At 71.4% G+C, this 24,374-nt stretch carries 18 protein-coding genes; 9 read left to right on the top strand and 9 right to left on the bottom strand.

Annotated elements, in window-relative coordinates:
* Positions 1 to 31 precede the first annotated feature (31 nt).
* From scpC to K318_RS0111160, 3 genes are all read right to left on the bottom strand, one after another.
* Entirely contained in the window at positions 32 to 1,537 is a 1,506-nt protein-coding gene (gene scpC, locus K318_RS0111150; protein ID WP_029089547.1) for a succinyl-CoA:acetate CoA-transferase ScpC, read from the bottom strand.
* Between the two features lie 120 nt (positions 1,538 to 1,657).
* A complete protein-coding gene (locus tag K318_RS0111155; RefSeq protein WP_029089548.1) occupies positions 1,658 to 2,455 on the bottom strand; it encodes a crotonase/enoyl-CoA hydratase family protein in 798 nt (265 codons plus the stop codon).
* 151 nt (positions 2,456 to 2,606) lie between these two features.
* A complete protein-coding gene (locus tag K318_RS0111160) occupies positions 2,607 to 3,776 on the bottom strand; it encodes an acyl-CoA dehydrogenase family protein (protein ID WP_029089549.1) in 1,170 nt (389 codons plus the stop codon).
* Between the two features lie 194 nt (positions 3,777 to 3,970).
* Here K318_RS0111160 and K318_RS0111165 point away from each other — a divergent pair, with 194 nt between their 5' ends.
* From K318_RS0111165 to K318_RS21255, 4 genes are all read left to right on the top strand, one after another.
* Positions 3,971 to 5,137, top strand: a complete 1,167-nt coding sequence (locus tag K318_RS0111165) for a thiolase family protein (RefSeq protein ID WP_029089550.1) — start codon at positions 3,971 to 3,973, stop codon at positions 5,135 to 5,137.
* Positions 5,134 to 6,768: an AMP-binding protein gene (locus tag K318_RS0111170; protein WP_029089551.1), complete on the top strand. Its 1,635-nt coding sequence runs from the start codon at positions 5,134 to 5,136 to the stop codon at positions 6,766 to 6,768. The genes K318_RS0111165 and K318_RS0111170 overlap by 4 nt, the downstream gene beginning before the upstream one ends.
* A gap of 741 nt (positions 6,769 to 7,509) precedes the next feature.
* Positions 7,510 to 8,022 carry an RES family NAD+ phosphorylase gene (locus K318_RS25895; RefSeq protein WP_425393442.1) on the top strand — a complete coding sequence of 171 codons (513 nt, stop codon included), beginning with the start codon at positions 7,510 to 7,512 and terminating at the stop codon, positions 8,020 to 8,022.
* Positions 8,023 to 8,481: 459 nt separating this feature from the next.
* Positions 8,482 to 9,420, top strand: a complete 939-nt coding sequence (locus K318_RS21255; RefSeq protein WP_051297898.1) for an HTD2 family dehydratase — start codon at positions 8,482 to 8,484, stop codon at positions 9,418 to 9,420.
* A gap of 52 nt (positions 9,421 to 9,472) precedes the next feature.
* Here K318_RS21255 and K318_RS21260 read toward each other — a convergent pair whose 3' ends face one another.
* From K318_RS21260 to K318_RS21270, 4 genes are all read right to left on the bottom strand, one after another.
* Positions 9,473 to 11,200, bottom strand: a complete 1,728-nt coding sequence (locus tag K318_RS21260) for a class I adenylate-forming enzyme family protein (RefSeq protein WP_035281583.1) — start codon at positions 11,198 to 11,200, stop codon at positions 9,473 to 9,475.
* Between the two features lie 158 nt (positions 11,201 to 11,358).
* Positions 11,359 to 13,371, bottom strand: coding sequence for an acyl-CoA dehydrogenase family protein (locus K318_RS24370; protein ID WP_084500076.1), 2,013 nt, complete (start codon positions 13,369 to 13,371; stop codon positions 11,359 to 11,361).
* Positions 13,372 to 13,487: 116 nt separating this feature from the next.
* Positions 13,488 to 14,303 (bottom strand): enoyl-CoA hydratase/isomerase family protein, encoded by an 816-nt coding sequence (locus K318_RS0111195; RefSeq protein ID WP_029089552.1) that lies wholly within the window; start codon positions 14,301 to 14,303, stop codon positions 13,488 to 13,490.
* Between the two features lie 87 nt (positions 14,304 to 14,390).
* Positions 14,391 to 15,059: a TetR/AcrR family transcriptional regulator gene (locus K318_RS21270; protein ID WP_051297899.1), complete on the bottom strand. Its 669-nt coding sequence runs from the start codon at positions 15,057 to 15,059 to the stop codon at positions 14,391 to 14,393.
* A gap of 224 nt (positions 15,060 to 15,283) precedes the next feature.
* Here K318_RS21270 and K318_RS0111205 point away from each other — a divergent pair, with 224 nt between their 5' ends.
* Positions 15,284 to 16,354 carry an NAD(P)-dependent alcohol dehydrogenase gene (locus K318_RS0111205; protein WP_029089553.1) on the top strand — a complete coding sequence of 357 codons (1,071 nt, stop codon included), beginning with the start codon at positions 15,284 to 15,286 and terminating at the stop codon, positions 16,352 to 16,354.
* 217 nt (positions 16,355 to 16,571) lie between these two features.
* Here K318_RS0111205 and K318_RS0111210 read toward each other — a convergent pair whose 3' ends face one another.
* Both K318_RS0111210 and K318_RS0111215 read right to left on the bottom strand, forming a co-directional pair.
* The gene (locus tag K318_RS0111210; protein ID WP_029089554.1) at positions 16,572 to 17,936 is read right to left on the bottom strand and encodes a D-arabinono-1,4-lactone oxidase; all 1,365 of its coding nucleotides are present in this window, start codon (positions 17,934 to 17,936) and stop codon (positions 16,572 to 16,574) included.
* A 230-nt stretch (positions 17,937 to 18,166) separates the two neighbouring features.
* Entirely contained in the window at positions 18,167 to 19,453 is a 1,287-nt protein-coding gene (locus K318_RS0111215) for an alanine racemase (protein WP_029089555.1), read from the bottom strand.
* Between the two features lie 232 nt (positions 19,454 to 19,685).
* Here K318_RS0111215 and K318_RS0111220 point away from each other — a divergent pair, with 232 nt between their 5' ends.
* The 4 genes from K318_RS0111220 (at position 19,686) to K318_RS0111235 (ending at position 24,360) form a co-directional block, all read left to right on the top strand.
* On the top strand, positions 19,686 to 21,116 hold the full coding sequence (locus K318_RS0111220) for an amidase (RefSeq protein WP_029089556.1): 1,431 nt from the start codon (positions 19,686 to 19,688) through the stop codon (positions 21,114 to 21,116).
* A gap of 102 nt (positions 21,117 to 21,218) precedes the next feature.
* A complete protein-coding gene (locus tag K318_RS0111225; RefSeq protein ID WP_029089557.1) occupies positions 21,219 to 22,088 on the top strand; it encodes a transketolase in 870 nt (289 codons plus the stop codon).
* Positions 22,085 to 23,131 carry a transketolase family protein gene (locus K318_RS0111230; protein ID WP_029089558.1) on the top strand — a complete coding sequence of 349 codons (1,047 nt, stop codon included), beginning with the start codon at positions 22,085 to 22,087 and terminating at the stop codon, positions 23,129 to 23,131. Before K318_RS0111225 ends, K318_RS0111230 begins: the two co-directional genes overlap by 4 nt.
* Complete coding sequence (locus K318_RS0111235; RefSeq protein WP_029089559.1) at positions 23,128 to 24,360, top strand: aminotransferase class III-fold pyridoxal phosphate-dependent enzyme; 1,233 nt, start codon at positions 23,128 to 23,130, stop codon at positions 24,358 to 24,360. Before K318_RS0111230 ends, K318_RS0111235 begins: the two co-directional genes overlap by 4 nt.
* The last annotated feature ends 14 nt before the right edge of the window (positions 24,361 to 24,374 follow it).

Raw genomic sequence — 24,374 nt, forward strand, 5'->3', positions numbered from 1 at the left:
TCGTTCAAGGCGAGGGGAGCGGCGGGGCCTCTCACATGGGCTCGCCGGCCTGCGCGCGCTGGTGCCAGCTCAGCGCCTCGGCGAGGATGTGCGGGGCATGGCGGGCGGTGGGGTTCGCATGCCAGGCGCGGTCGTGGTAGTCGAGCAGCCTCTCCCGGTAGTCCGGGTGCGCGCAGTTCTCGATGATCCGGCGGGCGCGCTCATTGGGCGCGGTGGCGCGGAGGTCCGCGATGCCCTGCTCGGTGACGAGGACGTGGACATCATGCTCCGTGTGGTCGACGTGCGGGACCATCGGCACGATCGAGGACACGGCCCCGCCCTTGGCCGTCGACGGCGAGACGAAGAAGTTGAGGTAGGCATTGCGGGCGAAGTCCCCGGAGCCGCCGATGCCGTTGATCATGCGGGAGCCGTTCACCTCCGTGGAGTTCACGTGTCCGTAGATGTCCGCTTCCACCATGCCGTTGATCGCGATGATGCCCAGCCTGCGCACGATCTCCGGGTGGTTCGACATCTCCTGGGTGCGAAGGAGGATGCGGCCTTTGTAGGACTCGATCTCCTCGTTGAAGCGCTCCGCGCGCTTGCGGCTGAGGCTGAAGCTCGTCGCGGAGATCGCATCGAGCTTCCCGGAGTCCAGGAGGGCCAGCAGGTTGTCCTGGATGACCTCGGTGTAGCTGGTCATGTGCGCGAACTCCGCCTCGGCGAGCCCGGCGAGCACGGCATTGGCGACATTGCCGACCCCGGCCTGGAGCGGCAGCAGACTCTCCGGCAGGCGGCCGGCGCGCACCTCGTGCCGGAGGAAGTCGATGAGATGGCCGGCCATCGCCTCGGAGGTCTCGTCGAACGGCGCGAAGGAGTTGTCGCGGTCGGGGGCGTGCGTGCGCACGACCGCCACGACCTTCTCGGGGTCCACCCGCAGATAGGGGTCGCCGATCCGCTGCAGGGGATCGCGCAGCTCGATGGGCGTGCGGTAGGGCGGGCGGCGGGTGCCGTAGTAGACGTCGTGGAAGCCCTCGTACTCGCGCGGCTGCCAGTCGTTGACCTCGAGGATCACCCTGTCCGCGAGGTCCAGCCAGGTCTTGCTGTTGCCCACGGAGCTCGACGGGACCAGGAGGCCGTTGGGCAGGACCGCCGCGACCTCCACGACCGCGACGTCGAGGCTGCCGTGGAACCCGAACCACACCTGCTGGGCGAGGTGGGAGAGGTGCGTGTCCGTGTACTCGACCTCGCCCGCGTTGATCTGCTGCCGCAGGGTCGGATCGGAGATGAAGGGGGCGCGCTTGGCGATGCCGTGGGCGCGGGCCAGGACGCCGTCGACCTCGTCGCCGGTCGAGGCACCCGTGAGCAGGTTGATCCGGAAGTCCTCGCCCCGGTCGTGGGCAGCCTCCATGTCCGCCGCCAGCGCCGCGGGCACGGCCTTGGGGTAGCCCGCACCGGTGAAGCCGCTCATGCCCACGGTGTCGCCGTGGCGGATGTGCCCAGCGGCCCTCTCCGGAGTCGTGACCTTGGATGCGAGGACGGGATCCGTGATGCGAGACATGAGGTCAAACATGCCCGACGCCTGGCGTTTCCTCCAAACCGAGCGAACGGTTCCTGTCGGCCTGAGCATCGCAGGCCGACAGGAACCGCTCACCCGGCGGGTGGAGGGGAAGGAGTCCGCTCAGCGACCCGTCCAGTTGGGCTCGCGCTTCTCCGCGAAGGCGGTCGCGCCCTCCTTGGCGTCCGCCGAGGTGAAGACGGGGTCGACGATGGGCGCCTGCTTCGCGAACTTCTCCTCGTCCGTCCAGTCCTGGGACTCGACGATGAGCTGCTTGGACACGCGCACGGCGAGCGGCCCGTTCTTCGCGATCCGCTGTGCGAGCTCGAGTGCGCCGTCCAGCGCACCGCCCTCGCCGACGATCGTGTTGACGAAGCCGTTCTCCTTCCCGAACGTCGCGGGGTAGATGTCGCCGGTGAGCGCCATCTCCATCGCCACGGCGCGGTGCGTGCGCTTGGGCAGCGTGACGACGCCGCCGGCCGCGGCGACGAGGCCGCGCTTGACCTCCGGGACGCCGAACTTCGCCGTCTCCGCCGCGACCACGAGATCGCAGGCCAGCATCGTCTCGAAGCCGCCGGCCAGGGCGTAGCCCTCCACCGCGGCGATGAGCGGCTTCGCGATGCGGCCCTCCGTGAGGCCCAGGAAGCCGCGGCCGGGGATCGAGGGGCGCTCGCCGCGCACGAATCCCTTGAGGTCCATCCCCGAGCAGAACGTGCCGCCCGCGCCGGTGATGACGCCCACGTAGAGCGAGTCATCGGACTCCAGGCGGTCGAGGGCCGCGACCATCTGCTGGGCCATCGCCGCGTTCGCCGCGTTCTTGGCCTGCGGGCGGTTGAGGGTGATGACGAGGACGTTGCCGCGGACCTCGGTGAGGACCTCGGCGTTCTCCGCTACCTGGGCCTCTGCGGTGTTCTCTGACATGTGAGCTCCTTTGCCTGTGTCTGCTGTGTCTGGTCGGTGCGTCCCTGGCCCGTGGCGGGTGCCGCCGGAATCCGGCTGGCCCGTCCGGTTCGAGTCAGGTCTGACTGTTCAAGTATGCCAAGTATCGCTGCGACGGGGCAGTGCGCCTGAGTCAGCTGCGGCGGGCGGACAGGCCCATGTCCTTGGCGATGATCGTCTTCATGATCTCCGAGGTGCCTCCGTAGATCCGGGTGATCCGCGCGTCCGCATAGAGCCGGGCGATGGGGTACTCGAGGATGTACCCGTAGCCGCCGTGCACCTGCAGGCACTTGTCGACCACCCGGCCCTGCACCTCGGTCGCGAAGAGCTTGACGCGGGCCGCGTCCGCCGCGCTCAGCTCGCCCGCGTCGTGGGCCTCGAGCGCCTGGTCCACGAAGGCCTGCGCCGCATCCGCCTCCGCCGAGCACTCCGCGAGCACGAACTTCGTGTTCTGGAAGCCGGCCAGCGGCGTGCCGAAGGAGGTGCGCTCGCGGGCGTACTCGGCGGCGTGGCGGATCGCGGCATGTGCCGAGGCGGCGGCGTTGACCGCGATCGTCAGCCGCTCCTGCGCGAGGTTGTGGGAGAGGTACTCGAAGGCACGGCCGACCTCGCCGAGGACATTGGCCTCCGGCACCTCGACCCCGTCGAAGCTCAGCTCCACGGTGTCCTGCGAGCGGATGCCCAGCTTCTTCAGCGGCCTGCCCACGCTGAACCCCGGCATCCCGGCCTCGACGACGAGGATGGTGAGACCGCCTCGGCGGTCAGCCGGATCACGGGGTGAGGTGCGGGCGACCACGAGGACGAGGTCCGCATTCGTGCCGCCGGAGATGAAGGTCTTCTCGCCCGTGAGGCGCCACGCGCCGGAGTCCGTGCGCTCGGCGCGGGTGCGGATGCCGGTGAGGTCCGAGCCGGTGCCCGGCTCCGTCATCGCGATCGCCGCGAGGAAGGTGCCGGCGGCCATGCCCGGCAGCCAGCGGCGCTTCTGCTCCGCCGTGGCGTACTCGAGGATGTAGGGGGTGACGACGTCCTGGTGGACGCGCAGGGTGCCGAGGCCCGTGCCGGCCGCCGCCGTGGCCTCCGTGAGGACGGCGTTGAACTTGAAGCTGGTCTGCCCGCCTCCGCCGTACTCCTCCGGGATCTGCATGCCGATGAGGCCGAGCTCGCCCATCTTCGCGAACACGGAGCGGTCGACGACCCCGTTCTCCTCGAACTCGGCGAAGCGGGGCGCGAGCTCCCGTTCGGCGAATTCGGCGCACAGCGCTCGGAACTCCTCGTGATCGGGCCCGTACACGGTCCTGCGCATGGCGTCTCCATCGACATTGAATCGAACACTCGTTAAGGTAGGAGTCAGGCTACCGAGCCTGTCCCGCACGTGCAAACGGCGGGCGTCCGCGCAGCGGCGGGCTGCCCTCACGGGCGAGCGGCCGACCTGCGCCGGGCGGGAACGGGCGGCCCTGCACGAGACCTGAGAGCGGTCCGACTCGAAGAGGAGACACCATGCCGGAAGCAGTCATCGTCGATGCCGCACGCACAGCCGTGGGCAGGCGCGGGGGAGCCCTGCGCGACATCCACCCGGTCGACCTCAGCGCCCATGTGGTGCGCGGCCTCGTCGAGCGCACGGGCATCGACCCGGCGCTCGTCGAGGACATCGTCTGGGGTTGTGTGAGCCAGGCCGGGGAGCAGGCCGGGAACGTGGGCCGCTGGGCCGCTCTGGCCGCGGGTCTGCCCGAATCCGTCGCAGGCACGACCGTCGACCGTGCCTGCGGCTCCTCGCAGCAGGCGCTGACCTTCGCGGTGGCCTCCGTGGCGGCCGGTCACCAGGAGGTCGTCATCGCCGGCGGTGTCGAGTCCATGACCCGCGTGCCGATGGGCTCCTCCCGGAAGAACGGGCCGGGCAGGCCCTTCGGCCCCTCCATCAAGGAGCGCTACGGGCAGGACGAATTCAGCCAGGGCATCGGCGCGGAGATGATCGCAGAGCAGTGGGGCTTCACGCGCACGGACGTCGACCAGCTCGCGCTCGACTCCCATGCCCGCGCCCAGGCCGCCGCCGAGGCGGGCCGCCTCTCCGGCCACATCCTCCCTCTCACGGGACTCACCAAGGAGGGCGAGGAGTTCGAGTTCGCCGTCGACGAGGGCATCCGCCCCGGCGGCACCCTGGACACGCTGGCCGGGCTGAAGACGGTGTTCCGCGAGGACGGCGTGGTCACGGCGGGCAACTCCTCGCAGATCTCCGACGGTGCCGCCGCACTGCTGGTGGTGACGGAGGCGAAGGCCGCCGAGCTGGGGCTCGAGCCCATCGCCCGCGTGCACACCGCCGCGCTCGCGGCCGCCGATCCCGTCATCATGCTCACCGCCCCCATCCCGGCCACGCAGAAGGCGCTCGCGAAGTCCGGCCTCTCCGCCTCGGACATCGACGTGTTCGAGGTCAACGAGGCGTTCGCGACCGTGCCGCTGGCGTGGATGCGGGACATCGGTGTGGACTGGGAGAAGGTCAACCCCAACGGCGGCGCGATCGCCCTCGGCCACCCGCTGGGCGGCTCCGGCGCGCGCATCATGACCGACCTCGTCCACCACATGCGCGCCACCGGCTCCCGCTACGGCCTGCAGACCATGTGCGAGGCCGGCGGTCAGGCCAACGCCACCATCCTGGAGCTGCTCGGATGAGCGCACAGCCTGCGACGCGCACCACGGGGGAGCTGCTCTACTCCGCGCTCACGCGCTACCCGCGGCGCACCGCCTTCATCGACGGGGAGCGCACCTTCACGTACCCGCAGGCCGCGGCCGGGGTGCAGGCGGTGCGTGAGCGGCTGCGCGCGGCCGGGGCCGGTCTCGGCGACTTCGGATCCGTGCTGGGCGGGAGCCGGCCGGAGACGTTCTTCGCGACCTCGGCGATGTCGATGGAGGGGCTGCGGGTGAGCCCGCTGCACCCGGAGAACGGCATCCGCGACCACCGGCTCTCGCTCGAGCTCGCCGAGGTCTCCTACCTCCTCTACGAGGCCGGCCGCTTCGACGAGACGGCGCGGCAGCTGGCCGAGGAGCTGCCGGGGCTCACCATCGTGCCGCTCACGGTGGGCGAGCCGGAGCCGGGGATCGCCTCGGGCTCCGCCGTGCTGGAGAAGCCGGTGCGGGTGGACCCGGAGGCGCCGGCCTCGATGGGCTTCTCCGGCGGGACGACCGGCACGCCCAAAGGGATCGTGCGCAGCGGCCGGACGATGGTGACGAACGCGCTCTACACCGTCGTCGACTGGGAGTGGCCGGAGGAGAACCGGTTCCTCGTGACGACACCGATGTCCCATGCCTCGGGTGCGATGGCGCTGCCCATCCTGCTGCGCGGCGGGTCGATGGTGATGATGGACAAGTTCTCGCCGGAGGGCTTCGTCGACGCCGTCGAGGCCCACGGGATCACCTCGACGTTCCTCGTGCCGACCATGATCTACCGCATCCTCGCGCTGCCGCCTGCGCAGACGGACAGGCTGCGGTCGCTGCAGACCGTGGTCTACGGCGCCTCGCTCATGGACCCCACACGGCTGGCCGAGGCGATCGAGCGGCTGGGGCGGATCTTCCTCCAGCTCTACGGCCAGGCCGAGGCGCCCAACCTCATCTCGGTGCTGCGCCGGGAGGACCACGATCCCTCCGTGCCGGGGCGGCTGGCGAGCGCCGGCCTGCCCACTGCCTGCGCGGACGTGACGATCCGCGACGATGAGGACGCCGAGGTGTCCGCGGGCGAGGTCGGCGAGATCTGCGTGGCCGGACCCATCGTCATGTCCGAGTACTGGAAGCAGCCCGAGCTCACGGCGGAGACCCTGCGCGGCGGCCGCCTGCACACGGGCGACCTGGGCCGGTTCGATGCGGATGGGTTCCTGCACATCGTGGGTCGCAAGAAGGACATGATCATCACGGGCGGACTCAACGTCTACCCCGCGGAGGTGGAGGTCAGGATGCTCGAGCACCCGGCCGTCGCCGCCGCCTGCGTGGTGGGCGTGTCCGATGCCGACTGGGGCGAGCGCGTGGTCGCAGCGGTCGTGCTGCGCGAGGGTGCGAAGGCGGGTGGTGCTGGGTCTGCTGGTGCTGCGCCTGCCGGGGCCGAGTCTGACGGGGCTGGGCCTGCTGGTGCGGCGTCCGTGGGCGCGGGTGCGAACGGGCTGGTCGAGGACATCCAGGCGTTCGTCCGTGCGGAGAAGGGCAGCGTGCAGACGCCCAAGGACGTGGTGTTCGTCGAGGAGATCCCGGTGACGAAGATCGGGAAGCCGGACAAGAACGCCGTGCGCGCGCAGCTCGAGAAGCTGCTGCGCTGAGCCCTCGCCTCCTCCCCACCCCTTGTGCCGCTGGCCGTTCAGATATGACTGGGCGGCCAGCGGCATATCGGGTGGGAGCGCGGTCAGGAGCGACTCGGCATTGACATGTCGCCGAGGTTGACACGTTGACGGGGTGGTTGCCGGCGATTGCTGCATATTGGAGGTCAGCATGACCACACAGGCCGCGGAAAGCGCACGTGACAGGATCATCTCCGATGTCACACGTCATCTCAAAGACGTGCCTGACTCCGCTCTTGAGGCGCTCGAGCACCCTGAGCAGCTCGGTGAGAAGATGGTCGCTCTCGTGCCGCGCACTCCTGGTGCCTATGGCCGCATCATCGGTCCCGTCTACTCGACCAGAGCGCTCGAAGCCATGTGGGGTATGACGCGAGCAGCGATCAGTCAGAAGGTCCGCACGGGCAAGCTCCTCGCGCTGAAGGTGAAGGGGCGCTCCCTCTTTCCGGTGTTCCAGTTCGACGGCGAACGAGTGCGAGCCGATGTCATCGAGATCGTGCAGGAGCTCGAAGGTGCCGTCGATGCATTCACGATCGCGCAGTGGATGAGGTCTCCGTTGTCCGAGCATGGGGGGAACGCCGTTGGAGCTGCTCGACGCCGCAAGGCTCGATGCTGTCCGTGCTGCTGCGCGGCGGGCCGCTGTGCGCTGGACAGTCTGATGAGGACGAAGCCTCCCATGAGTGACGCTGATCGTAATATCATCGCGGAATGCCTCGATCGTCGAGAATGCAGCGCCCGCCTGCCGAAGGGGCTGAGCTCTCAGCCTTCCCCTTTGAGCAGGTGCGTCAGGGAACCCTGTGGTACCGGGCTCACCGGCGTGCGCTTGGCCCGTGGTTCTATGCCTGCAGCGGGGACGGTCGATTCGATCTCAGCGATCCCGATGGCATCTGCTATCTTGCGGGAAGTGCTGAGAACGCTGCGCGAGAGGTCATCGGCCCTGACATCATGGGGGCGGGAGCTGTGCCATCTTCGTTCGTGGCGCAGCGGCAGGTTTCCTTTCTGCTCATGCCACGCGAGGTGAAACTCGCGCACGTCTCCTGTGACGGGGCTTTTCCCTTCGGAATCACCGGTGAGCTGACGACGATGGATGATTTCGGGGTGCCTCAGCAGTGGGCGGAGGCCTTTCACGCGCATGGCTTCGGCGGCGTCCGGTACCGGCCGCGCTTCTCTCCCCGGGGGCAAGCGTGGTGCCGTGGCTCTGTTCGGGGAAGCAGGAGCGCGCCCGGATGCCCCGCATGACACCCGTCCGCTCGCGCAGTGATCGCCGAACTGGGCGTCAGGGTCGTCGATGTCGACGATCTCGACGAGTTCGAGATCTATGGTGCTCCCCTTCCCGGCCCGGAGGAGTCAGAGGGCTGACCGCGTACTTCGTCTTCTCGCCCGTGCGTCGCAGTCAGAGACATGAAAAGCGTGCCTGGGTGATCATCTGCGATGATCGATGATCCGTGCTGGTCAGCGGACCAAAGCTGCCTTCACTGCACGATCTGCGCTACCTTCACTGCACAAATGAGGGCCTCGCGGGCCCCGTCTTCCTCTTCCACCCCTTGTGCCGCTGGCCGCCCAGATACGACGGGGCGGTCAGCGGCACAAGGGGTGGGAAGGCGGCTGCGTGCCGATGCGCGAGACGTGCAGTCGCCGCCCGGCGGGCGCGGGTTAGCCTGTGGACGGCAGGCAGGCACGACTCGAAGAGGGCAGGACATGGACGTTCAGGCATCATCGACCGCAGGCGGCTCGGCTTCGGCCGCCGGTGAGGACGGGGCTCAGCCGCTCCCCGATTACGGCGAGTGGATCGGCCGCACCGAGACCCTCACGGACACGGCCTCGCGCACCGCGGCGATCCAGCTGGGGGCGATCCTCGACCGCCCCGCCGACCCCGCGCTGCTCACCCCCCTCGGCCACTGGCTGCAGTTCACGCCCACGGCACCCATGAGCGAGCTCGGCCCGGACGGCCACCCGAAGCTGGGCGGCTTCATGCCCCCGCTGCCGTTCCCGCGGCGCATGTGGGCCGGGAGCGAGCTCACCTACCTCTCGCCCATCCGCCTCGGCGCCGCGCTGGAGAAGACCTCGACCATCGAGTCGATCACGCCCAAGGAGGGGCGCAGCGGCCGCCTGTGCTTCGTGGGGCTGCGTCACGACCTCAGCGCCGACGGCACTCCTGCGATCACGGAGCGGCAGACCATCGTCTACCGGGAGGCCTCGCCCGTGGACCCGGACGCGCCCAGCCCGGCGCGCCCGCCGCGCGAGGACCAGCCCGCTCCTGAGGGCTGGGACTGGGCGCGCGCGGTGCGTCCCGGCGAGGTCACGCTGTTCCGCTATTCGGCGGTCACGTTCAACTCGCACCGCATCCACTACGACCTGCCCTACGCCACGCAGGTCGAGGGGTATCCCGGTCTCGTGGTCCACGGCCCGCTCTCCGCGACTCTGCTCGTGGACGCCTTCCAGCAGGAGCACCCGGGCGCGCAGATCGTCGCCTTCGAGTTCTCCGCGCGCAGCCCGCTCTTCGCGAACGAGCAGGCGCACCTCTGCGGCCGGGCCGCGGAGGCCCCTGCGGGCGCGGACGAGGATGTACGCGCGCAGGAGCTCGCGGTCGTCGGTCCCGGCGGCCTTGCGATCACCGCGAAGATCAGCTTCCGCTGAGCACGTGAGCGCCGCGGCCGAGGCGCAGGCGGACACTCCTCACCCGCTCCTCTCAGCGCTCCTCGTCCCGCAGGCTCCTGCGCATGATCTTGCCGGTCGCCGTCTTCGGCATGTCGGCGAGGATCTCGATCCTCCGCGGGCGCTTGTAGGCGGAGAGGTTCGCCCTGCAGTGGGCGATGAGCTCCGCCTCGGCGGCGCTGCAGCCCTCCTTGAGGGTGACGTATGCCTTGACCGTCTCCCCGCGGTAGTCGTCGGGGACGCCCACCACGGCGGCCTCGGAGACGGCGGGGTGGTCGTAGAGGACGCCCTCGACCTCGCGCGGCCACACCTTGTAGCCGGCGGCGTTGATCATGTCCTTCTTGCGGTCGACGAGGTAGAGCCAGCCCTCGGCGTCGCGGACGCCCACATCGCCGGTGTGCAGCCAGCCGTCCGTGATCGCCTCGCGGGTGGCCTCCTCCCGCCCCCAGTACCCCGGCGTGATCTGGGGCCCCTTCGCCCAGATCTCACCCTGCTCGCCCACCGGCACGTCACGGCCGGCGTCGTCGACGATGCGCACCGCGGTCTCGAACACGGGCCGGCCGATCGAGAGCGAACCCGAGTGCGAATCGACGGGAGCCCGCTCCCCGCGCGGCACGGCGATGAGCGGGGAGGTGGTCTCGCTCATCCCGAAGATGTTGTGGATCGCGGTCCCGTAGACGCCCTCGAGCCGCTGCGCGAGCGCGGGGGCGATGGGAGAGCCTCCCGAGTAGACGACCTCGAGGCTGTCGAGGTCGCCCTCGCGCAGGTCCGGCTGATCGGCGAGCGCCATGAGCGCAGTGATGGCCCCGATGGTGAAGACGGGCCTCCAGCGGCGCACGGTCTCGAGCATGGCACGGGGGTGGAAACGGTGGCTGAGGACGAGGGGGCTGCCGCTGCGGATCGCGAAGGCGAGGTGGCCGATGGAGCCCGTGATGTGGAAGAGGGGCGCGATCGCGAGGATGGGCGCTCCCGGAGCGATCCGCAGCAGGTGCGCGAACACCTCGGCGCTGAACACCGCACCGCCGTGCGTGTTGATCGCACCCTTGGGCTGTCCCGTGGTGCCCGAGGTGTAGGTGAGCAATGCGGGATCGTCGGGGGAGGGGAGTGCGGGTTCCTGCGGGACTGCTGCCTCAGGTGAAGCCGCAGCCGTTCCCCGAGCCGAGGCGGTGGGCGCCCCGACCGCGATGCCGTGCTCCGCGTACACCTCCTCGGCTGAGAGCAGGGTGAGGCCCTCCGGTGCCGGGGCGCAGGCGTGCAGGTCCGCGAGGATCTCCTCGATCACGAGGGTGTCGGTCTCGCGCCAGCGGGTGAAGGCGCCCAGGATCGCGACCTCGACAGGGGACTCCGCGACCGTGCTCGCCGCCACCTCGTTCCAGAGGGTCGGCAGGGCGATGAGCGCGCGGGCGCCGGAGTCCCGGAGGTGGTAGGACAGCTCTCGTGCGGTGTTCATGGGGTTGATCGGCACTGCCGTGCAGCCGAGCTTCCAGGCCGCGAGGACGCCCACCGCGAAGAGGGGGTCGTTCTGGGTGTACAGCGCGATCCGGTCGCCCCGGCCCAGACCCTCGGAGGCCAGGGAGGAGGCGAGCGCGCGGGCGCGTGCGTCGACCTCGGCGAAGGTGAGGGTCTTGTCGAAGCAGTGGAGGAAGGGCGCCTCCGGCATGGCGCGCACGCGATCCTGCCACAGCGCGGCCATCGTGGGCTGCGGCGGGGTCACTCGGGTGTCGAAAGGGGGTCGGGGACAGGCGTCGTCGGCTGTATGCATGAGGGAATTATGCCTCAGAAGTAGATAAGTATGTTCAGATTCTCGCGACGGCCTCCCAGCCTCCACCGACTGATCACTTTCACCAGCCGCCTTCGTGCTGGTGGCTGGTGAAAGTGATCAGTCGGGGCGGGGAAGGAGAGTGCGGGGGCGGCGAGGTGTCAAGCGGTCTCCGGCGACGTGTCGGTGAGGACGTCCCAGAGGAACGGCTCGCCGCCGGCGAGCACCGCCTCGCCGAGCTCCACGAGCGCCGCGTGCTCGCTCAGCTGTTCATGCCCATCAGCCGCAGTCTGCGCGCCGTCCCCGGCCTCCGCGGAGGCCCCGACCGTCGCACCGCCGAGGCCCCAGGCCCCGTCCGCCGCGCGTTCGCCGTCGCGGGTCGCCCAGATGAGCGTCGTGAGATGGTGCAGCGGATACTCCGCCGTCACCCCGATCGCCCCGTGCAGCTGGTGCGCCTGCTCCGCGATGAGCGTTCCCGCCTGCGAGGCCAGGGCGAAGGCGGCCAGCGCGGCGAAGCGGGCCGCCGAGGCCGGATCGGCTGCCGTCCCCGCATCTCCGTCCGCGCCGGGGCCCTCCGCGATCGCCGAGGCGCGGTTCAGCGCCGCCACCGCGAGGTCGAGCTGCACTCGCATGGTCGCCACCTGAGACTTCACCGCAGGCAGTGCGGCGAGCGGAGCGCCGAACTGCTCGCGTCCGATGACATAGCGGACCGTGAGCTCGAGGGCGGCCTCGGCCGCACCCACGAGGACGGCGGCGTTGAGGATGGGCACTGCGGCCCCAGACCGCGTGCCGGCCCATGCCGCGGCCAGGCTCTCCGGCAGCCCGCCGGTCCTGCCTGTGCGCGCAAGGCCCCGGACGAGGGCCAGCGCCTCGGCGAGCGTCCCGCCGGAACCGCCCGCGGCCTCGGGCACGGCGACCGTCTCCCAGCCCAGCTCCGCGATCTGCGCCCGCAGCGCCTCCTCGCCCGCGGCGGAGCGATCCGCCTCCTGGAGCCCGCCGCCCACCTGGACGGCGAGCTGTGCGAGCTCGGCGAGCTCGGGGTCCGCGATCCGGGGAGCAGGATCGGCCTGCGTGAGGTCCCGGGGGAGTTCGAGCTTGGCGATGATGCCCAGCAGCACGTCCTCCGCACCGCCGCGGATGCCGAAGCCCGGCGAGGCCAGCTGTGCATCCCTGATGAGCCCCCGCAGGCGAGGACCCGCCCCCGGCGCCAGCCGCCGGGCGATGCCGATGAGGTCCTTCTCGAACCGGTTGCCCAGCAGCTTGGACGCGGCCGCCAACCGGACCGGCGCACCGCCGGCGTCCATCGCCCGCGCCGTTTCGTAGAACGCCTGTCGCAGCCCCGCGAGAACAGCCGCGATCTGCCCCAGCTCGCGGACCGCTCCCTCATCGCGGCGCAGGCCCGGCTCCGCGAGCAGCGCGGGGAGCAGCGCCCAGGTGGACAGCGCCCGCTCGGGCCCGCCCCGCTCGAAGCTCAGCTGTTCCACGACCTGCCGCCAGCCCCCGCCCTCGGCGCCGATGAGCCGGTCCGCGGGGACGAACACGTCCTCGTAGCGGACCTCGTTGAAGTGGTGCTCGCCGGCGAGGTCCACGATGGGCGTCACCGTGATGCCCGGCGCGTCCATGTCGATGAGGAACTCGGACAGACCCTCGTGCTTGCGCTCGCCGTCGGCGGTCCGCGCGAGGATGTACATGTGCGTGGCGCGGTGGGCCATCGTCGTCCAGATCTTGTGCCCGCTCAGCCGCCAGCCGCCCTCCACGGGAGTGGCCCGCGTGCGGACGCTCGCGAGGTCGGACCCGGACTCCGGCTCGCTCATCCCGAGGCCCACGACGAACTCACCCGCGACGATCCCGGGCAGCACCTGCTCCTTGAGCTCGTCGGTCCCGGCGCGCAGCACCGCCGGGCCGATCTGCCGCTCGCCGATCCAGTGCGCCGTCACCGGGGCGCCCGCTCGCAGCAGCTCCTCCGTCACGGCCAGGCGCTCCACGTTCGAGGCCCCTCGACCGCCGTGCTCCACCGGCCAGGTCATGCCCAGCAGTCCGGCCGCGCCCAGGGCGCGGGAGAACTCCGCATCGGGGGCGCGCAGCCAGGAGTCGATGCGGCCGAGGGCCGTGCCCGAGGCGCGCTGCCGGTCGAGGAGTTCCCGCACCTTCGCGCGGGTCTGGGGTGAGCTCATGGGACGTGACCTCCTGTGCACGCGCTCCGGTGCGCGCTGTCTCCGGATGGGTGAGGGTGCTGCGGCGTGAGTTCGGCTGTGTTCGGCGACAGGCTCCGCTCAGAGCTGGATCCCGCTCAGCGGCCGCGGTAGACCGGGGTGCGCTTCTCGCGGAAGGCGGCCTGCGCCTCGGCGGAGTCCTCCGTGGTCTGGATGACGGCCTGCTCCGCGGCCGCGTGCACGAGGTGCTCCGTGAGCGACTGCGACCGCGCGAGCCGCGTGAGGCGCTTGATGGTGCGGATGGCCGCGGGCGGGCCGGCCGCGAGCCGCGCGGCGAGGGCGAAGGCGGCCTCGAACAGCTCCTCGGTGGGATGCGCCTCGAGCGCGATGCCGAGCTCCACCGCCTCGGGCCCGGGCACCATCCGCCCCGTCCACATGAGCTCGAGGGCGCGCTGCTCGCCCACGATGCGCGGCAGCATGTGCGCGCCGCCGTCGCCGGGGACGAGGCCCACGCGGACGTAGCCCTGGCTCAGCCGCGCGGTCTCGCCGATGAGGCGGATGTCGGCCATGAGCGCCATGTCCATGCCCGCACCGATCGCATCGCCGTTGATCGCCGCGATGTACGGCTTCTCGAAGCCCTCGAGCGCCCGGGCGACGGCATGGACGTCGTCAGCGAGGTAGGCGCGGCGGTCGAGCGAGGAGGTGACCTGGGAGAACTCGTCGAGATCCACCCCCGCGCAGAAGCCCTTCCCGGCTCCCGTCACGAGGAGGGCGCGCACCTCGGGATCCGCCGCCGCCCGCGCGATGCCCTCGGCCCAGCCGGCGAGCATCGCGCGGGTGAAGGCGTTGCGCCGGTGCGGGCGGTTGAGGGTGAGGACCGCGACGCCCTCGCGGACCTCGTAGAGGGTGGGGGAGTCGGGGGTCTGTGCGGGTGCGGGAGAAGGGTGCGTCATCGGAACCTCTCTGGTGTCGGGTGCAAGGCGGCCTCGGGCTGATGCGCCGAGGCCGCGGAGCGCCGGGCCGCGCGGTGCGGCCGGGCGTCAGTCTGCTGTGCTGGAGTGGATGATGTCCTCTTCGTCGAAATCGCTGATGGGCAGGGAGAGCAGCCGCTCGAACTCCTCCGGCCCGGGGTCGTGGGAGAGCAGGCGGAGGCTGAAGACGAGGTACTCGCGCTCGAGGTCGCGCGAGGTGAGGGCGCCGTCCTTGGAGAACCACAGCGGGATCGAGTTCACGATCGAGAGGATCGCGCGCGAGGCGGTCTCGGCGCTGTTGACGGAGAAGGCGCCCGCGTCCATGCCCGCCGCGACGGTATGGGCGTAGATGTTGCGGGTCTCGCGCTGGAGGGCGCGAATCTCTGTGAACTTCTCCTCGCTCAGGCGCTCCGTGTCCCGCAGGATGACCCGGCTGATCTGCGTGAAGGTGGAGCGGTACCGGACCGTGAAGCGCACGAGTGCGGCCATGCGGTCGACGGGGTCCTCGCCCACATTCTCGATGAGGCTGGTGGCGCGGTCGTGGAACCAGGTGAAGGAGTTGTGGATGAGCTCGTAGAGCGCGTCCTGCTTGGACGGGAAGTAGTAGTAGAGGGCCGAGAGGCTGAGACCGGCCTCCTGCGCGATGTCGCGGATCGAGGCGCCGTCGTATCCGTGACGGGCGAAGGTGATGCGCGCTGCGCGGAGGATCTCGCTCCGCCCGTTGCCGGAGTTGGCCATGATGTGGGGTCTCCTCGTGCTCGGTTCGCCGGTGCGGGCTGTGACGGACCCGCGGGTGCTCCGCGGCGTCGTTGCCGCGCTGCGCCGAAGACAGCGGTACAGTACCGACTGCCGGTCACATGGCCTTCGCCGGAGGAAGGCGGAGGCTGCAGGACTGGTATTGAGTGATCGTTCGGTCAGTGTCCTTGCGATCCTACCCGATGCGCCCTGCCCAGGAGGAAGCCATGTCGATCCCCACCAAGGTCCTGCAGAAGACCGGGCCGCAGGAGCCCTTCCGCGTCACGACCATCGAGCGCCGGGACGTGGGCGCGCACGATGTCCTCATCGACATCCGGGCCGCCGGCATCTGCCACAGCGACATCCACACCATCCGCAACGAATGGGGTGAGGCGCACTTCCCGCTCACGGTGGGACACGAGATCGCCGGCGTCGTCGAGGCGGTGGGGCCGGAGGTCACCGCATGGCGGCCGGGCGACCGCGTGGGCGTGGGCTGCCTCGTGAACGCGTGCGGCGAGTGCGGGGAGTGCACCGCCGGCTTCGAGCAGAACTGTGAGGCGCAGAAGGTCGGCACCTACAACTCGGTGGACCTCGACGGCACGATCACGCAGGGAGGATACGCCGAGAAGGTCGTCGTGGACGACCGCTTCGTCTGCCGCATCCCCGACTCGCTGGACTTCGACACGGCCGCGCCGCTGCTGTGCGCCGGCATCACCTCCTATGCACCGCTCTCCCGCTGGAACGTGGGGCCCGGAACGAAGGTCGCGGTGCTGGGCCTGGGCGGTCTGGGGCACATGGGCGTGCAGATCGCCCGTGCCATGGGCGCCGAGGTCACGGTCCTCTCCCGCAGCCTCCGCAAGGAGGAGACCGCGCGGCGGCTGGGCGCCTCCCAGGTGCTCTCCACCGCGGAGGAGGGCTTCTTCTCCGCGCACCGCGGCGAGTTCGACTTCATCCTCAACTCCGTCAGTGCCGATCTCCCGCTGAACCGCTACCTGGGACTGCTGGCACCGCGCGGGGTCATGGCCGTCGTGGGTCTGCCGCCCGAGGCGCAGGCGCTGAAGTTCGGCGCGCTCATCGCGGGAGCCAAGGTGCTCACGGGCTCCAACATCGGCGGGATCGCGGAGACCCAGGAGATGCTCGACTTCTGCGCCGAGCACGGCATCGGCTCCTGGATCGAGAAGATCGGCGTGGCCGATGTCGAAGCCGCCTACGACCGCGTGGTCGCAGGCGATGTCCTCTTCCGCTTCGTCATCGACACCGCGACGTTCGCGGAGGCGGAGGTCGCGGAGGCCGGCTGAGGCGGGGCGGGCCTGCGGGTACCGGCATACAGGCCCACCGCCGCCCCCTGCTGCCTGGCCGCACGCGGTTGTCGTCTGCCGTGCGAACGCGATTCTGCGCGAAACGCGTTGGCACGGCAGACCACTTCCGTGGGTGCGGATGGAGGGTGCGGGCACACTGACCTGCGGCGGGCCATTCCCGCGGGTGCGGGGTGGCCCCGCGGGCGCGCCCCCGGCCTCAGTCGCCGAACACGCGGCGGATGTGGTCGTTCGCGAACACGCCGGCGGGATCGAGTTCGCGCCGCACGGCCTGGAACTCCTCCCAGCGGGGGTACAGCCGCGCGAACCGGTCCGCGTCGAGGTCGTGCCATTTGCCCCAGTGCGGCCGCCCGCCGTGGGCCAGCGCGATCTCCCCGAGCCCCGCGAAGAACCCCCGGTGCTCGATGCCCTCGGACACGTGCGCGGCGATGTAGCACGTGTCCCGCCCGTAGGAGGAGCTCAGCAGCGAGTCCTCGTCACCCTGGACGAAGCGCACCTCGAAGGGGAAGTTCACGGGCAGATTCCTGCTCTCGACGAAGGCGCGCATCTCCGTGAGGACGGCGGCCGCGGCGGCGCAGGGCAGCGCCCATTCCGTCTCCACGAACCGGTCGTTGCGGGCGGAGATGAGGATCCGATGCGAGGGGCCCTCGAAGGTGTGGACGCCCACGGAGGCGCTGAGCCTGCGGTTGAGCTCGGGGATGCGGGAGGGGTCGGCCCGTCCCAGGGCGACGGCCTCGGCCATCGTGAGGTGGTCGGCGGGTGCGACCTCGGTGCGGGACCGCACCTCGCCCCCGCCTGCCCCGGCCGTGCCGCCGCCCCCAGCAGCCCCGCCGGGCCCGTCGGCGAGGTCGATCCGCTTGACCATCGCGCTGTCGCTGTACGGGAACGTGAAGAATTCGAAGTGCCGGTGGGCGTCGGCCTCGGCGTCGAGGCGGGTGAGCAGCTCGTCGAGAGGCTCGGTGCTCAGCCGCTCCCGCAGGCGGTAGGCCGGTGCCACGCGCAGGGTGTACGCGGTGACGACGCCGAGCGCCCCGTTCGTCAGCCGTGCCGCGCGCAGCAGGCGGGGATCGTCGGCCGTGCATTCGATGACCTCGCCCGAGGCCGTCACCAGCTCGACCGCCTCCACGAGGGTGGGCAGGCCGCCCATGCCGGCGCCGGTCCCGTGCGTGCCGGTGGAGACTGCGCCCGCGAGCGACTGGCGGTCCACATCTCCGAGGTTGATCATGGCCAGGCCGTGCCGGTCGAGCTCCTCGTTGAGCTCCCAGAGCCGCGTGCCTGCCGCCACCCGCACCCGGTGGTCCTGCGCGTCGACGTCGAGCAGCCCCTTCATGCCGTCGAGGCTGAGCAGGGTCCCGGGGGTGGCGACGTTGTCGCCGAAGGAGTGCCCGGCTCCCACCACTCGCAGGGGCTCTCCGGCCGAGGCCGCGGCCGCGACGGCCTCCCGCACCTCGGCGAGGCTCGCGGCGACCGGTGCCCTGGCCGGGAGGCAGCTGACGGTCCGCGACCAGTTCTGCCACTGTCGGGCGGTGCCGGCGTCCTGGGCCGGCGGTGGGGCCTGTTTCATGTGTCATCACTCTCCTGATGTCGATGCGGCGCGCGACCGCATCCGTGTCGACGGGTTCGCGTCCGCGTGCTGGTGTGCGGGGCTGTCGCACTGGGCGCAGATGTTCTCAGTGCGGGGCCGCCGGGCCGGGTGCGGAGTTCCTCGGCGCAGAGCTGTGCGCAGGGCCTCGCGAAGTGGGCGCGGGAGCGCTCGCCGCGCCCGCTCGCCGCCTCCGCGCAGGAGCGACTGCCTCAGAGGAAGCACCGGCCCTCGCCGCGGTACGTCGGCAGCGCGCCGAGGAGCCTGCCCCCGTCCGCGGAGTCGATGAGGCGGACGGCGGGCACGTGCTCGGCGAGCTCGCCGGACTTCGTGTGCCGCAGCCAGACGCGGTCACCCACCCGGAGCGCTTGGGCGGCCTCACCGCGCAGCGGGGTCTGCACCTCGCCGGCACCCTCCGTGGGGGTGTATTCGAGGCCTGCCGGCCACACCGGCTGCGGCAGCCGGTCCGGCCCCGGCGAGCCCGAGGCGATCCACCCGCCGCCCAGCAGCGTCGCGATGTCCGGGGCGGGCTTCCGGACCACGGACAGGGCGAATGCGGCCGCGGGTGCGGGGGTGAAGGCGGTGTAGTGATCGAACAGGTGGGGGCCCAGCAGGCCGGAGCCCGCGGCGACCTCCGTCACGCTCGGGTCCTCGCGGGTGGTCTCGATGGACCCGGTGCCGCCGCCGTTGACGAACTCGAGGTCGTGCCCGGCCGCCTGCGCGATCTCGCGGACCCGGGCCACCGCCTCGGGCCTGCGGACGGCGAGCTCTGCGACCGAGGCGCGCTTCATCTCGCGGATCGCCTCGGCTCCGGGGCCCTCGTCTGTGACTCCGGCCACCTGCGCCTCATAGGACATGAGGCCGACGAGGCGGAAGCCGGGACGCCGCGCGACCTCCTGTGCCAGCGCGGCCAGGTCGTCTGCGCTGTGCAGCGGGGAGCGGTGCACTCCGGCGCGCCGCGTGCTCCCGTCCGGCTGCTCCATGAGGAGCGAGGCGTCGAGGTCGAGGGCCACGCGGACCCTCGCGCGCCCGGCCGGCGGCGCGAGCTCGTCCACGAGGTCGAGGTGTGCGGGATCGTCGACCATGATCGTGACGGCCGCGGCGAGTGCGGGATCGGAGGCGAGGCGCCGGAGGGCCGCGCGGTCCGCGCTGGGATAGGCCACCACGATGTCGTCGAAGCCGGACTCCGCGAGCCACAGGGCCTCCGGCAGGGTGAAGGCGAGGACGCCCCGGTAGCCGGGGAGCGCGAGCACCGCCTCGAGGACGGCGCGGATGCGGACGGATTTGCTGGCCACGCGCACCGGCATGCCCTGTGCACGCCTGAGGATGTCGTGCGCGTTCCAGGCCAGGGCGCCGCGGTCGAGCACTGCGAAGGGCGGGTCCAGCTCCGCGGCGGCGGCGTCCACGGCGGCCCAGTGCGCGGCGGGGTCTCGGAGGGCCTCGGGGACTGCGGCGGCGGCCGGGAGCCGGAGGTCGAGAAGGGGTGCGCGGTCGTTCATGGAGGCCTTTCTGCCGGCCGGGTCCGTGCGGGGAGGCTCCCGGGGACCCTGGATGTGTCGGGAATCACGTGCTAGTGTTCCATGTTATTGGTCGGTCGTCCAATATAAAACACTGAGCCTCGCACGGGAGCAGGGCGGGGCGGTCGGCACATGAGAGCGGGCGGTGGCCGAGAGCGTCCCGCCGCCGGCGCCGGGGGCCTGTGGCGCCTCGGCGGACGAGGGAAGGGGAGACATGGCCGGTGAACTGACGTGGCTGAGCACTCGCGAGCTCGCGGCGCGCATCGCGGCGGGGGAGGTGAGCGCCGTCGAGGCGGTGCGGGACCACCTCGCGCGCATCGACGAGGTGAACGGCGAGCTCAATGCCGTCATCGCACTGGACGCCGAGACCGCCCTCGAGCGGGCGGCCGCCGCCGATGCCGCACGTGCGGCGGGTGAGCCGCTCGGCCTGCTGCACGGCGTGCCGATGACGCACAAGGACTCCCATGCCGCGGCGGGACTGCCGACGACCTGGGGCTCGCTCCTGCTCAGGGACGCGGTGGCCGCGGAGGATTGCCTGCCCGTCGCCCGGCTCAAGCGCGCCGGGGTGATCACGACGGGCAAGACCAACCTGCCCGAGCTCGGCGCTGGCTCCCACACGTTCAACCCGCTCTTCGGGACTACGCGCAACCCCTATGACAGGAGCCGGTCGGCCGGAGGCTCTTCCGGTGGTGCCGCGGCCGTGATCGCGGCGGGCGTGCAGGGCTCGGGCGACGGCTCGGACATGGGCGGCTCGCTGCGCACCCCGGGGTCCTTCAACAGCATCGTGGGCTTCCGGCCTTCGAACGGCAGGCTGCCCAATGTCTCGCCCAATCCCTGGTCGTGGATGACCCAGTCCGGGTACATGGCGCGCGAGGTCGGGGACGTCGCCCTGCTCATGCAGGCCACGGCCGGTCCCCATCCCGCCGGCCCGGGCTCGATCCACGAGGGCGGCGAGGTCTTCGACCTCCCCGAGTTCGCGCTCGGGGCGGCCTGGGAGCCGGGACTCGCCGACCTCCGGGTGGGGTTCTCCGCGGACCTCGGCGGGCTCGTGGAGGTGGAGCCGGAGGTGCGCGCGGTGGTCGAGGGCGCGGCCGGGGTGCTCGCCGGCCTGGGTGCCGAGGTCGGGGCCGCCGCCATCGACCTGCGGGACGCCGATGAGGTGTTCCGCGTCCAGCGCGCCTATGACTTCTTCTGCGGGTTCGGAGAGCTCGCCGAGGCGCACCCCGGCGGGATCAAGGACTTCGTCGCGGAGAACATCGAGCTCGGGCGCAGGCTCACGGCGGCGGATCTGCGGGACCGCGACCGGGCGCGGACCCGGCTGGCCGCCGCCGTCCACGCGTTCTTCGCGGACCACGACGTCATGGTCTGCACCAGCAGCCAGGTGCTCCCCTTCGACGCTGAGATCGAGTACCCGGTCGCCGTGAACGGGGTCGCGATGCCGGACTACCTGGGCTGGATGCGGGCGGCCACGCTCGTCTCGGCGACGGGGTGCCCGGCCGTGTCCGTCCCCGGCGGCTTCAGCGCGGGCGGGCTCCCCGTGGGCGTGCAGATCGTCGCCGCGCCCGGCCGGGACGTCGAGCTGCTCAGGGTCGCGCACGCCTTCGAGGCCGCGACCGGGCATGGCAGGAGGCGCCCCAACCTCTGAGCGCGACCGGGCGGGGTCTCTGCTGCGCGCGGCGTCTCTGCGAAGGCCTTTCCACACCCTGTCTATATCGGTTAACCGAAGAAATCAGAAGGAGAATTCACCATGTCCATCGCGACGCCCGTCCGGGAGCTGCCGGGCCGCTCGAAGGTCCCCTTCGAAGTGCTGGAGGAGAAGGCCCGCTTCATCCGGCTCGAGACCGTCCGCCTCACGAGGATCGCGGGGGCCGGGCACTACTCGGCCGTGTTCTCCTGTGCGGAGCTGCTCGCGGCGCTGTACTACCGCGAGCTGCGCATCGACCCGCGCGAGCCGGCGCACCCCGCCCGGGACCGCTTCGTCCTCAGCAAGGGCCACGCCGCGATCGGGCTCTACCCCGTGCTCGCGGACCTGGGGTTCTACGAGCCTGAGCTGCTGGAGTCCTTCACCCGCATGGGCAGCCCCTTCGGCGATCACCCCGACATGAAGAAGATCCCCGGCATCGACTTCAGCTCCGGCTCGCTGGGCCACGGGCTCTCGGTGGGAGCGGGCATGGCGCTCGCCACCCGTCTGGCCGGGCACTCCGCGAACGTCTGGGTCATGACGGGCGACGGAGAGCTGGGGGAGGGGCAGATCTGGGAGGCGGCGATGGCGGCCGCCCATCACCGCCTCGGCCGCCTGCGCGTGATCGTGGACGCCAACCAGCTGTGCATCGACGGCTTCACGCGGGACGTCATGGCGGTCGAGCCGATCGACGAGCGCTTCCGCGCCTTCGGCTGGGACGTGCATCGGATCGACGGTCACGATCTGCCCGCGATCCTCGCGACCTTCGATGCCCTGCCCTCCCAGGATCACGGCGCGCCGCAGTGCATCATCGCGGACACCGTCAAGGGCAGGGGAGTGGCGCGGATGGAGCTGAGCCCCGACTGGCACGTGGGCAACCTCGTGGGGCAGGACTATGACGATGTCGTCGCGGAGCTGGAAGGGGGCCAGGGATGAGCACGCAGCCACTCACCGGCACGGGCGAGCAGGACTGGCAGGACCAGTCCGAGGTCTTCAACGGCACGGCGGACACCGGGCTCAGGGACGCGCGCTCCTCAGACGGGAACGACACCCGGCAGATCCCGGCGTTCGTCTTCGGGGAGGAACTCGCGGACCTCGCGGAGGAGGACCCGCGCATCGTGGTCCTCACTGCGGACCTCGGGCGGGCCAGCCGGGCGAACGACTTCCGCGAGCGGCACCCCGAGCGCTTCTTCAACACCGGCATCGCGGAGAAGAACATGATCACCATGGCCGCGGGCATGGCGAGCGCGGGATGCGTCCCGTTCGCCAGCACCTTCGCGTCCTTCGCCGCCCTGCTCGGGGCCGAGCAGATCCGCACCGACTGCGCCTATCCCCGGATGCCGGTGCGCGTGGTGGGCCACCACTCCGGGATCTCCCTGGGCTTCTACGGCACCAGCCACCACAGCCTCGAGGACCTCGGGATCATGCGGACGATCGCGGACCTCACGGTCGTCGCCGCGACGGATGCGAACCACCTGCGGGCGGTGCTCCGGGCCGCGGTGGACCACCCGGGCGCGATGTACATCCGGCTGGGCCGCGGGCGCGATCCCCAGGTGTACGAGACCCCGCCGGAGGTCCGGTTCGGCCGCTCCCTGACCGTGCGGGAGGGGGGCGACCTCACGATCATCTCGGTGGGCTCCACCGTGCACCCCGCGCTCGAGGCCGCCGCGCGGCTGGGCGAGCACGGCATCGGTGTCCGTGTGATCGACATGTACTCGATCCGCCCGCTCGACCGGGAGGCGATCGAGCGGGCCGCCCGGGAGACCGGGCGCATCCTCGTCGTCGAGGAGGCGAACCTCACGAACGGCCTCGGCACCGCGGTGGGCGAGGTCCTGCTGGAGCTCGGCCTGCCCGGCGTGCGCTTCAGGAAGCACGGGGTCCCCGACGAGCATGTCCCGGTGGGCCCGCCCGCCGCACTCTATGCCCACTACCGGCTCGACGCCCCCGGCATCGAGGCCGTCGCGAAGGAGCTGCTGTGAGCGCCGGGGACGGCAGGCCGCAGGACCGTGAGTGGAGGCGCCGCGCCGCAGCCGTCCTGCCTGCGGGGATGTACGGGCACATGGCCGCGCAGAAGCTGCCCGAGGGATACCCCCAGTTCATGGACCACGGCGAGGGGTGCCGGCTCCGGGACGTCGACGGCCGCGAATTCATCGACTTCATGTGCGGCTGGGGACCCATCGTGCTCGGGCGCAGGCATCCCGAGGTCGAGGAGGCGGTGCGCGGGCAGCTCTCCCGCGGTGACGTGATGAACGGGCCGACGCCGGTCATGGTCGAGCTCGCCGAGGTGCTCACCGGGATGATCCCGCACGCGGACTGGACCGTGCTCGCGAAGAACGGCACCGATGCGACCACCGCCTGCGTCTCCACGGCGAGGGCGGCCACGGGCCGGCGCAAGATCCTCGTGGCCGCCGGCGCCTATCACGGGGCCGCGCCGTGGTGCAGCCCCTCCCTGGGCGGCGTGCTGCCGGAGGACCGCGCGCACCTCGACTTCTTCGAGTACAACGACGCGGCCTCGGCGGAGGCGGCCGCGGACCGCGCAGGCGACGACCTCGCCGGCATCATCGTCTCTCCCGTGCGCCAGGAGCTGGGCAGGCGGCAGGAGCACGCGACGGCCGAATTCGCCCGCGGACTGCGCGGGATCGCGGACGCGCGCGGTGCCGCGCTCATCCTCGACGACGTGCGCTGCGGCTTCCGCCTCGACCTCGCGGGCAGCTGGGAGCCCCTGGGGGTGCGGCCCGACCTCGCCGCGTGGTCCAAGGCGATCGCCAACGGCCAGCCGCTCGCGGCGGTGACCGGCCGCGAGTGGCTGCGTGCAGGCGCGGAGGCCATCTACGTGACCGGCTCCTTCTGGTACTCGCCCGTCCCGATGGCCGCGGCGCTCGCCACTCTGCGAGTGCTCCGCGAGACCGATGCCCTGGAGCGCATCCGCGCCGCCGGGGAGACGTTCGCGAGCGGGCTGCGCGCGCAGGCGAGCGCGCTCGGCCTCGAGGTCGAGGTCTCCGGGCCCGCGCAGATGCCGCTGCTGCAGTTCGCGGGCGATGAGCACCAGGAGCTCTCCCGTGCGTTCGCGGATGAGGCCGTGCGTCGCGGCGTGTACCTGCACCCGACGCACAACTGGTTCCTCTCAGCCGCGCACGGGCCCGAGGACATCGCACGGGCCCTCGAGATCACGGACGAGGCCTTCGCCGCACTGGCGGCGCGCGTCTGATCTCAGGTCTGCGA

It is taken from the genome of Brevibacterium album DSM 18261 (assembly GCF_000426445.1).
GTDB lineage: Bacteria > Actinomycetota > Actinomycetes > Actinomycetales > Brevibacteriaceae > Brevibacterium > Brevibacterium album.